Annotated in this window: 9 protein-coding genes; 8 read left to right on the top strand and 1 reads right to left on the bottom strand. The window is 25.8% G+C overall.

Annotated features, from left to right (window positions below; genetic code table 11):
* The coding region (locus tag H8S10_RS14290) for an IS1 family transposase (RefSeq protein ID WP_347707662.1) at nt 1-102 on the bottom strand (102 nt) is incomplete at its 3' end.
* Nucleotides 103-227: 125 nt separating this feature from the next.
* Here H8S10_RS14290 and H8S10_RS14285 point away from each other — a divergent pair.
* The 8 genes from H8S10_RS14285 (at nt 228) to H8S10_RS14250 (ending at nt 10,325) form a co-directional block, all read left to right on the top strand.
* Complete coding sequence (locus H8S10_RS14285; RefSeq protein ID WP_055268385.1) at nt 228-1,154, top strand: sugar phosphate nucleotidyltransferase; 927 nt, start codon at nt 228-230, stop codon at nt 1,152-1,154.
* Nucleotides 1,144-2,256 (top strand): aminoglycoside phosphotransferase family protein, encoded by a 1,113-nt coding sequence (locus H8S10_RS14280; protein ID WP_186839324.1) that lies wholly within the window; start codon nt 1,144-1,146, stop codon nt 2,254-2,256. The genes H8S10_RS14285 and H8S10_RS14280 overlap by 11 nt, the downstream gene beginning before the upstream one ends.
* Nucleotides 2,257-2,280: 24 nt before the next feature.
* A complete protein-coding gene (locus tag H8S10_RS14275) occupies nt 2,281-3,693 on the top strand; it encodes a phosphoglucomutase/phosphomannomutase family protein (protein ID WP_186839323.1) in 1,413 nt (470 codons plus the stop codon).
* 640 nt (nt 3,694-4,333) lie between these two features.
* Nucleotides 4,334-4,804 carry a DNA repair protein RadC gene (radC, locus tag H8S10_RS14270; protein WP_186839322.1) on the top strand — a complete coding sequence of 157 codons (471 nt, stop codon included), beginning with the start codon at nt 4,334-4,336 and terminating at the stop codon, nt 4,802-4,804.
* A gap of 166 nt (nt 4,805-4,970) precedes the next feature.
* Nucleotides 4,971-6,314 (top strand): hypothetical protein, encoded by a 1,344-nt coding sequence (locus tag H8S10_RS14265; RefSeq protein ID WP_186839321.1) that lies wholly within the window; start codon nt 4,971-4,973, stop codon nt 6,312-6,314.
* Nucleotides 6,315-6,473: 159 nt separating this feature from the next.
* Nucleotides 6,474-8,783 carry a hypothetical protein gene (locus H8S10_RS14260; protein WP_186839320.1) on the top strand — a complete coding sequence of 770 codons (2,310 nt, stop codon included), beginning with the start codon at nt 6,474-6,476 and terminating at the stop codon, nt 8,781-8,783.
* Nucleotides 8,784-8,886: 103 nt separating this feature from the next.
* Entirely contained in the window at nt 8,887-9,111 is a 225-nt protein-coding gene (locus tag H8S10_RS14255) for a helix-turn-helix domain-containing protein (protein WP_243175887.1), read from the top strand.
* 53 nt (nt 9,112-9,164) lie between these two features.
* The gene (locus H8S10_RS14250; RefSeq protein ID WP_008676411.1) at nt 9,165-10,325 is read left to right on the top strand and encodes a tyrosine-type recombinase/integrase; all 1,161 of its coding nucleotides are present in this window, start codon (nt 9,165-9,167) and stop codon (nt 10,323-10,325) included.
* The last annotated feature ends 97 nt before the right edge of the window (nt 10,326-10,422 follow it).

Raw genomic sequence — 10,422 nt, 5'->3', positions numbered from 1 at the left:
ACACTGCTTACATTGATACTTTTGTTTAGCCTGCTTATTCATACCAAACTTGTATAGTTTATCAGAATTACAGCGTGGGCATTTTATATTAGTTTTGCTCATTGTTCTTCTCTCCTTTTCGAAGGGGGTATTATTTAGTATCGCAAACCTATTGTATTTCCTTGGGCTGAGAAGAGCAATGTTCATATAACTTAACAGATCGAATTAAAATATAGAGGGGTGGACATATGAAACCAGTATTACTTGTAATGGCAGCTGGATTAGGTAGCAGATATGGTGGATTAAAACAATTAGATAAAATAGGTCCAAATGGAGAAATTATATTAGAATTATCTTCTTATGATGCTATAAAAGCAGGTTTTGAGAAGATAGTGTTTATTTTAAGAAAAGAAATTGTAGAAGAATTTAAAGAGCTTATAGGAAATAAGTTATCTAAATTTGCAGAAATAGAATATGTAATACAAGATATGAATAACATACCTGAAGGATTTGAAATACCAGAAGGAAGAATAAAGCCATGGGGAACCGGTCATGCAATTTTATGTGCAAAAGATGTTATTAAATCTCCATTTTTAGTTATAAATGCAGATGATTATTATGGGCAAGAGTCCTTTAAATTAATGTATGAATATTTAAATAATAATACTGAAGAAAATCATCATGCGATGGTTGGATATGAATTGAAAAATACTTTATCTGAAAATGGGCATGTAGCAAGAGGAATATGTACTGTAGAAAATGGTGAATTGAAGGAAGTTGTAGAGAGAACTAGGATTATTAAAAAAGGAGAAGCTGCTTATTATACAGAAAATGAACAAGAGTGGATTGAGGTAGATTATAACTCAATTGTTTCAATGAATATGTGGGGATTTATGAATTCTATATTTGAAATTACTGAGAAAGGATTTAAATATTTCTTACAAAATGACTTGAAGGATAATCCAATAAAAGCTGAGTATTATATACCGTTAATTGTTAGCAATTTAATTAATAGTGGAAAAGGCAAAGTTAAGGTTATGAATTCTAAAGACAAATGGTACGGTGTAACATATCAAGAAGATAGAGTATTAGTTAAAGAAGCTATTGAAAAGATGATAAATGAGGGTAAATATGAGAAAAACTTATGGGAGGGTATAAAAAGAAATGGAAAGTAATTTTTTAGAGTTAACAAAACAAGCTTTGGATTTAATAAATATTGAAGGAGATATAGTAGAGGTAGTTCCATTCGGAGGAGGACTTATAAATGCTACTTTTTTAGTAAGAACAAAATTAGAAGGTGGAGAAGAAAGAAAGTATATACTTCAAAGAATTAATCACTATATATTTAAAGAAGTTGAAAAGCTAATGGATAACTATTGTAGGGTTTGTGATTATTTAAAAGATATAGTAGCTAAAAATAATGGAGATATTGAGAGAGAGACAATAACAGTGGTAAATGCTAAAGATGGAAGAAGCTTTACACAAGACTCAGAAGGAAACTATTGGAGAGCTATAAAATTCATACCAGATACAATAACATATGAAACAATAAGTTGTGAAGATGATTTTTATAAGGCTGGGAAAGCTTTTGGTAACTTTCAAAATATGTTAGCTGATTATAATGCAGAATTACTTTATGAATCTATTCCTAATTTCCATAATACAAAAGAACGTTTAAAAACTTTTATTAATGCAATAAAAGAAAATAAATCAGGAAGAAAAGATAAGGTAGTTGATGAAATAAACTTTATATTAGAAAGACAAGAACAAGCTTCATCATTAGTAGATATGCTTGAGAGAGGTGAATTGCCTTTAAGAGTTACTCATAATGACACTAAGATAAGTAATGTATTATTAGATAAAGATACTAAAGAAGGTATTTGTGTTATAGATTTAGATACAATAATGCCAGGATTATCTTTATATGATTTTGGAGATGCAATAAGAAGCGGAGCAACATTTGCAAGAGAAGATGAAGAAGATTTAAGTAAAGTATTTGTTGATTTAGGGTTATTTGAAGCATTTACTAAGGGATTTATAGAAGGTGTAGATAATGGGCTTACACAAAAAGAAATTGAGATGTTACCAATGGGAGCTAAGATAATTACTTTAGAACAAGGTATGAGATTTTTAACTGATTATTTAGACGGAGATTTATATTATAAGACAAGCTATGATGATCACAATTTAGTAAGAACTAGAACTCAATTAAAACTTGTAAATGATTTAGAGGATAAATGGGAAGAAGTAAATAATATAGTAAAAAAATATAGCTAATAAATATAAAAGGGGGTACTAAATATGATAAAGTTTGGGACCGGAGGATTTAGAGCAATAATTGGTGATGAATTTACTAAAAATAATATTCAACAATTAGCTAGAGCAGTTACTAGAATGATGAAGGATGAAAATGTAGAAAAGAAAACTGTAGTGATAGGGTATGACAGACGTTTTCTTTCAAAAGAATCTATGATATGGATTTCTGAAGTTTTAGCTTATGAAGGGATAAAGGTGATGATGATAAATAGGTCAATGCCAACACCTTTAATGATGTTTGAAGTTAAGAAACAAGGTTTAGATTATGGTATGGCAGTAACTGCGAGTCATAACCCTGCGATTTATAATGGGGTAAAGTTATTCACAAAAGGTGGAAAAGATGCAGACGAAGTTGTGACTAAAAATGTTGAAAACTATATAGAAAAATTAGAAAATGAACCACTAAGGTGGATTGATTATGAAGATGCTGTTAAGAGTGAATTAATAGTACCTTATAATCCTTTTAACGATTATATTGATAGTATACTTTCGCAAATTGATTTGAATAGTATTAAGAAAGCTAACTTAAGAGTAGTTTTAGACCCTATGTATGGTGTAAGTCAAACATCTTTAAGAACTATACTATCTACGGCAAGATGCGAATTAGATGTTATAAATGAAAGGCATGATACTCTATTTGGAGGAAAGCTACCAAGTCCTAATGTTGATACATTAAGAGCATTACAACAACATGTACTTGATAGACATTATGATATTGGGATTGCAACAGATGGAGATGCTGATAGATTAGGAGTTATAGATAATAACGGAAGATTCCTTCACCCAAATGATATATTAGTTCTTTTATATTACTATCTTGTAAAGTATAAGGGATGGAATGGGCCTGTAGTTAGAAATATAGCTACAACACATTTATTAGATAAAGTTGCTGAGAGTTTTGGACAAAAATGCTACGAAGTGCCTGTGGGATTTAAACATATATCAGCTAAGATGATAGAAAGTGATGCTATTATAGGTGGAGAATCAAGTGGTGGATTAACTGTAAAAGGGCATATTCAAGGTAAAGATGGAGTTTATGCTGCATCATTACTTATAGAGATGATTGCAGTAACAGGAAAGTCATTATCACAAATATATGAAGATATATGCAAAGAATATGGTGAACTATTTATGACTGAAAGCGATTATGCAATGACTCATAATAGAAAAGAAGAGCTTATAAAACAAATAATGATAGATAAGAAGCCAATAGAATTTCCTTATGAAATAGAAAAAGTATCATACCTTGATGGATATAAGGTATATTTTAAAAATGGTGGATGGGTGATAATACGTTTTTCAGGAACGGAACCAGTATTAAGAGTATTCTGCGAAATGGATACACTAGAAAAAGCACAGGAAGTAAGTGATATAGTTAAGAATACATTGTCACTATAGAAATAAAGTGCGAAGCACTTTGGTGAAAACTTTGACTTCGTTAAAGGGGAAAAGTCAGCTAAAGCTGAGGAGAAAATATTGCCTATGGCAATAGGGAAAAGATTTCTAATGAGATAAAATACTTTTCTTTGCTACTTATAGTAGCATTTTCACCTTAACGTAGTTAGCTTTTTACCGCTACGTAGTAGCCTTTCACTTCGATAAAGTCGACTTTTCACTTGCGATCCTTAGCTCGTTCTTTATTTGTTTGGTGCACCTAGAGGGACTTGAACCCCCGACGCCTGGATTCGATGAAGTATATTTTATTAAATTTTATATGATTTATTAAAGCCTTATGAATACTTAAATTCATAAGGCTTAATATTATTAAGTATTATTAAGTTTTTTTATTTTTTTCTTATGTTGTGTTATGGTTGTGTTATATATCAATTAAATATATATGATATTAAATTTTAATTTATAAAAAAATAGAACTATAAATAGTATTATTTTGAAATCATATTTATAATAATTTCTGTGATTTTAATCTTCTTCTTTATAAAATTTAAAATAATAATTACTTTAAGAAAAAGTTTTTAATTTTAAATATATATTATATTTGTGAATAATATTATAAATATTTTATAAGGAGAAGATAGGTATGGAAAATAAAATGAAATCTAAAGTATTAAATAGAAAAAGAGTGGATATTGTATCAATAAAAATGGTAAAGGAAAGTAGTTTCCTTTATGAAAATAGAAAAGTTAATTCTCCAGGTGATGCTATAGAATTGTTTAGGAGGTTTTTAAGTGAATCTGATAGAGAACAGTTTCTGGTTTGCTGTATGGATATTAAAAATCAACCAACATCTATAAATGTAGTTAGTATAGGAACATTAAACTCTTCATTAGTTCATCCGAGAGAAGTTTTTAAAGGGGCTATACTAGGGAATTCAGCTTCAATAATAGTTGCACATAATCATCCATCAGGAGATCCAACACCATCAAAAGAAGATATAAATATTACAATGAGATTAAAAGAAGCAGGAAAAATAATAGGTATCGATATATTAGACCATGTGATTATAGGAGAGAATGAACATATTAGTTTTAAAGAAAAGGGTATTTTATAATACTCTTTTGTTTTTTATAATTTATTCAAATATATATTATATAAATGATACCTATTCGATAGGTAGTCCTTGCAAGTGCTTAGGAACATAGAGGAACCTAATAAAAAATAAGAAATTATATTGTTTATAATAAAATATGATATTATTATGTTATAGAGGTGATTATATGTTTTTTAAGTTATATACAGAAACTATTTCAAGAGAAGTTATAGATGAGACTTTTCTTATAAAATTTGATGATTTCAAAGAAAGAATTATTAGTTTTAAAAATTTAAGTAATGATCAATTAATGAATAGTGTTCATTGGTTATGTATAGATCTTTTAAAAAATTATTTTTTAAATACAAATAATTATTTAAAAAGATGTAATAATGAACTTGAATTAGATTCTATTAATTTATATTTATGGAAATATGCTTTTGAAAATTTTAAGCTATTACTAAATGTAGATTATGATTATAATAAAATAATATCAGTAGAAGAAGCAGTTAAAAATTTTAATGATATTAATTGCAAGAATGATGAGAATAGTACATTTGAAAGAGATTATAATAACTTAAAGACAAAGTTAAGAGAATTTAGGAATTGTGATGATAATCGATTAAATAAAGATTTTTTATTAAATGCAAAATGTAATATTAAAAGAAAATATAATATTTATAAAGATTTAAGTACTGTTTGTATATTTACAATAGATAATTGGGAAGAATGTGCTTATAATAAGAAAGATAAATTGAAAGAAGATATATATATAAAAGACGGAAAATTTTTATCATCATTTTTAACTTTAAATAATTTAAATAACAATGATATATATTATTTTGAGAGAATTCACAATATAAATTTTAAATTATCTTTATATAATCATATTAATCAATTAAATAAAGATAACTTGTATTTTAGTGAAAATGAAATAATAAAAGTAGCAGAAGCATTTAGTCCAATATTGTATCTTCCTAATGTTTTTAATAATACAAACTTATTATCAAGTTTAATGAATATCTATATAAGATATTATAAAAATTATGATATAGAAGGCTTTAGAAAATCTGTTAAGATGTTATGCAATGATATTGTAGAGTATTACTTACCATTATATAATTCAGTATTTTTCCGAATTTTGAACTTTTATTGTGAAACACTTAATATTAATATTAAAGATATTACTAAAGAAGTATATTCAAATATGTATTCAAATCCCAATATATATTATTTTTTATTAAAGGAAAAAATGGATCAAGGGGAAAGATTAAAAAAATTTGAAAAAATAATAGAAAAAGGTAATAATAAACAAAAAAAAATTAATAAAAAAACATATTATTTAATTACTAGAGTTATAAATGATTATTTTAATTTTGATAGATTAAGTAATGAAGGAATAGTGAATAATATTAATATCTTACATAGAAGAGTTTTAAAAGATATAAGAAATATATCTGATTATCAATTAAGTTTAAGAGATTTTATTTTGAAAATAAATACTTTAAAGCTAGAAGCAAGTGATATTTAAATATCACTTGCTTTTAAATTTAAACAAAATATATATTATACTATATTTTTTTATAAATAATAAGGGTAAAATTTATGGATTATATCTAAAAAATTTACCTTTTTTTTTATTCTTTTCTTTATTATTATTGAATTATAAAAAATGAGGGAGGTTAAATTTATGGAAAGCAATAATAAGTATGAAAATTCATTAAGAGTATCAATAATTAGGAGGAATGAATCTGAAAAATTTTATAACGAAAATGATTTAAGTAAAAATGAAGAATTAAATATTAATCCTCAAAATGGATTAACTAAAGTTATGAGTTATGTTAAAGATGATGTTAGTAACGATATAAAAGAACGACTTCAAAAAAATGAAGAATTAAATATTAATCCTCAAAATGGATTAACTAAAGTTATGAGTCGTGTTAAAGATGATATTAGTAACGATATAAAAGAACGACTTCAAAAAAATGAAGAATTAAATATTAATCCTCAAAATGGATTAACTAAAGTTATGAGTTCTGTTAAAGATGATATTAGTAACGATATAAAAGAAAGACTTCAAAAAAATGAAGAATTAAATATTAATTCTCAAAATGGATTAACTAAAGTTATGAGTTCTGTTAAAGATGATATTAGTAACGATATAAAAGAAAGACTTCAAAAAAATGAAGAATTAAATATTAATTCTCAAAATAGCTTGAATAAAGAGGCTAGTAAAGTTAAAAAGAATATGAAAAATAATAGGATGGATACTGAAATAAATAATAAATCATTAATGATAAATAAATTAGAATTTACGATTGTTGGTGGATGTATTAGTTTAGTTTATGATAGTGATTTTAATCAAAAATGTTTTACAATATGTAATTTTAATATATCTGCAGAAAAAATAATTATTCAAGATAATGGCCTATTCATAGAGAAGTACTGTATTTTTAGATGTGTATTGGGAAGTAATAAGGAGTCTAAAATAGTAAAAATAAAATATAGTGAATTAAATTCTGATAAATGGATTCTTAGTATATTAGGAGTTAAATATTGTTTATTTCCAATAAATAAAGCATATGAATATTTAAAAGTATATATGTCTCAACAATTTGAAAATATATCAGCTGAAATAGAGTATATTCATGTTGGATGGAGAGTTATTGATAATAGGTTTGTATATTTACATGGTGGTGGTGCTATTGGTGGTTATAATCTTAATATTACAGGAGATAAGGAAAAAATAATTAGAATAGATAGTGGGATTAATAAAGAAAAAGCATTAATAGATAGTATAAATATGATTAATATTAGTGATAATAAGTTGAAAACTGTACCTTTATTAATCTATTCACATTTAGCTGTAATTAGGGAAGTATATGTACAAGCTGGATTTGAACCACATTTTATAATGTGGATTTATGGATTAACAGGTTCAATGAAAACATCTGTATCAAAAGTATTTTTTAATTTATTCAATAGAGAAAGAGATTATATATCTGGAACATTTAAAGATACAAAAACAGCAGTAGAAATTAAAGCTTCTGAGTATAAGGACTCAATATTATTATTGGATGATTATCATCCAACAACATTATCAACTGAAAAGAAAGCTATGGAATCATTAGCATCACATGTACTAAGAATATATGGAGATGGAATAAGTAAATCTAGATCAAATAAAAATTTAGGTAAAGCTCAAGAATATCCACCACGTGGATTATGTGTTATTACAGGTGAAGATATAATAGGTGGAGAGTCTAGTGTTGCTAGATTTATAGGAATCGAAGTTTGTCCAGGAGATTATAAGACTGATGTATTGACATATTATCAGAATAATCCATTAGTATATTCAACGCATATATATTATTTTATTGAATGGGTATCTGAAAATTTTTATAAAGTAATGAATTTTATAAAATGTAATTTTAATTTTTATAGAAATGAAGTGTTAAATGAGTTTAGACATAAAAGATTAAGTGATTCATATGCATTTTTATGTTTAACTTATGATATTTTGTTTGAATATTGCAATAATACAAATAATACAGATATAAGTATCCTCTTCTATAATATAAAAAATATAATTAAAGAGGTTATAAAATTACATGAGCAATCTACAACAAACCAAGATCCAGCTATATTATATTTAATTGCCATACAGGAGTTAATACTAAGTAAAAGATGTAAAGTGTTAGATAAGAATGAAAATAAAAATGAAAATAGTAATATCATTGGGTATAAAGATGATGACTATTATTACCTAATACCTGGTGTAGCATATAACAATGTTATAGAATTTTGGAAAAGACAAAATATTGAGTTCCCAGTTAGTTCTGATAGAGTTAATAAAGCTTTAGATGAATTAAAAATTATAAAGACAAGTTTAGAAGGGAATACGATTAAGAGAACTGTTAAGAATAGTATTAATGGTGAGCGTAAAAGGTATTTAACTATTTATAGAAGAGCTATGGAAAATATATTAAACAATATATAGATATTATTATAGGGGCATAGGGACAATTAATATGAAGATATGAAAAACTATAACTTTACGACTATATATTATAAAAATGAGAAGGGGCATTAATAGGGGCTCAATGAAAATTAATATAGGAGGATTGATGATGATTTGTTACAAAGAGGATACAAAAAAAACTATGAGTGTTAAGGAGTTTGCTTATCAATATGGCATTGGATTAAATAAAGCATATGAAATTGTAAATAGTGATGATTTTCCAATTATTAAATGTGGAAGAAAGTTTTTAATAATAAAATCAAAAGTTGATGACTGGTTTGAAGATAATATAGGACGAGTTATTTGATAATAAGATTTATGTTCCTATTTATATTATTTAATGTATTAGGAGGTATAATTATGTCTAAAAAAGCAAATGGTGAAGGATCAGTAAATAAATATAAAAATGGTTGGAGAGCAACTATTACTATAGGTAGAAATAGTGAAGGGAAGCTTATACGTAAACAGTTTTATGGAAAAACTAAATTAGAAGTATTAAAAAAGGTGGATGATTTTAAAGTTAAGAATACTTTAGGATTATCAACAATTGATGAGAAAACAACTGTTCAACAATGGATAAAAATGTGGTTAGAAGAGTATAAAATGAATGAATGTAGACCATCAACTATAGATAGATATTTTGGTATATATAGAAATTATATAGAAAATACTAATCTAGGAGTAGTAAAGTTAAAGGATTTAAAGCCTTTAACTTTACAAAATTATTATAATGAATTAATTAAAAAGAAAAACAAGACAACAGATACTATTAAGATAATTAATAAAGTATTATCAGGAGGAATGAGACAAGCTCAAAAAGAACAATTGATTTTAAATAATCCATGTTTATTTGTTACACTTCCAAAGAGTAAAGTTAAAGAAGAGGTTATGACATTTACAATGGAAGAACAAAGAATATTTTTAAATGCCATAGAAGATAGTAGAGATAGATGTATTTTTAATTTAGCTTTAGGATCAGGATTGAGATTAGGTGAATTATTAGCTTTGAAATGGAGTGATATTGATTTCTCATCTAATGAAGTAAAGGTATCTAAAAGTGTAAAGCGAGTAAAATGTTTTGATGAAAATACCAATACTAAAACTAAAATTATAGAGCAATTACCAAAGACTAGATATAGTGAAAGAAAAATACCTTTACCTAAAGCTACAATAAATGAATTGAAAAGACATAAAAATATAATTTTACAAGAGAAATTGATGGCAGGTGATATATATATAGATAATAACTTAGTGTTTCCTAATGTATTAGGAGGATATATCGATGCTAGAAACTTAACAAAAAGGTATAAAAGTATTTTAAATAAAGCTAATATTCCGTATAGGAAATTCCATGCACTAAGACATACATATGCAACTAGGTTATTTGAAAATGGGGTTTCGTTAAAAGTTATACAAGTATTATTAGGGCATAGTAGTATGGATATTACAGCTAATATATATACTCATGTATTACCAAAAGAAAAAATAAGGGCTGTAGATGTTTTAGATAAATGTTTATAGATATTTTAAAATTAGAATAACGAATAATGAACCGTACTATAAGTAAATGCGATTTATAGTCTTAGGCATTGATATAACTTGCCTAAGGCTATTTGTA

The sequence above is a fragment of the Clostridium sp. NSJ-49 genome (assembly GCF_014287725.1).
GTDB classification, from domain to species: Bacteria; Bacillota; Clostridia; order Clostridiales; family Clostridiaceae; genus Clostridium; species Clostridium disporicum_B.
The sequence above is the reverse complement of the archived record's forward strand: the minus strand, read 5'-3'. Positions and strand labels throughout refer to the sequence as shown.

What these genes read in the sequence shown, in the direction of transcription:
- H8S10_RS14285 (WP_055268385.1), top strand. Translation starts at nt 228, where the DNA reads ATGAAACCAGTATTACTTGTAATGGCAGCTGGATTAGGTAGCAGATAT.
- H8S10_RS14280 (WP_186839324.1), top strand. Translation starts at nt 1,144, where the DNA reads ATGGAAAGTAATTTTTTAGAGTTAACAAAACAAGCTTTGGATTTAATA.
- H8S10_RS14275 (WP_186839323.1), top strand. Translation starts at nt 2,281, where the DNA reads ATGATAAAGTTTGGGACCGGAGGATTTAGAGCAATAATTGGTGATGAA.
- radC (WP_186839322.1), top strand. Translation starts at nt 4,334, where the DNA reads ATGGAAAATAAAATGAAATCTAAAGTATTAAATAGAAAAAGAGTGGAT.
- H8S10_RS14265 (WP_186839321.1), top strand. Translation starts at nt 4,971, where the DNA reads ATGTTTTTTAAGTTATATACAGAAACTATTTCAAGAGAAGTTATAGAT.
- H8S10_RS14260 (WP_186839320.1), top strand. Translation starts at nt 6,474, where the DNA reads ATGGAAAGCAATAATAAGTATGAAAATTCATTAAGAGTATCAATAATT.
- H8S10_RS14255 (WP_243175887.1), top strand. Translation starts at nt 8,887, where the DNA reads ATGAAAATTAATATAGGAGGATTGATGATGATTTGTTACAAAGAGGAT.
- H8S10_RS14250 (WP_008676411.1), top strand. Translation starts at nt 9,165, where the DNA reads ATGTCTAAAAAAGCAAATGGTGAAGGATCAGTAAATAAATATAAAAAT.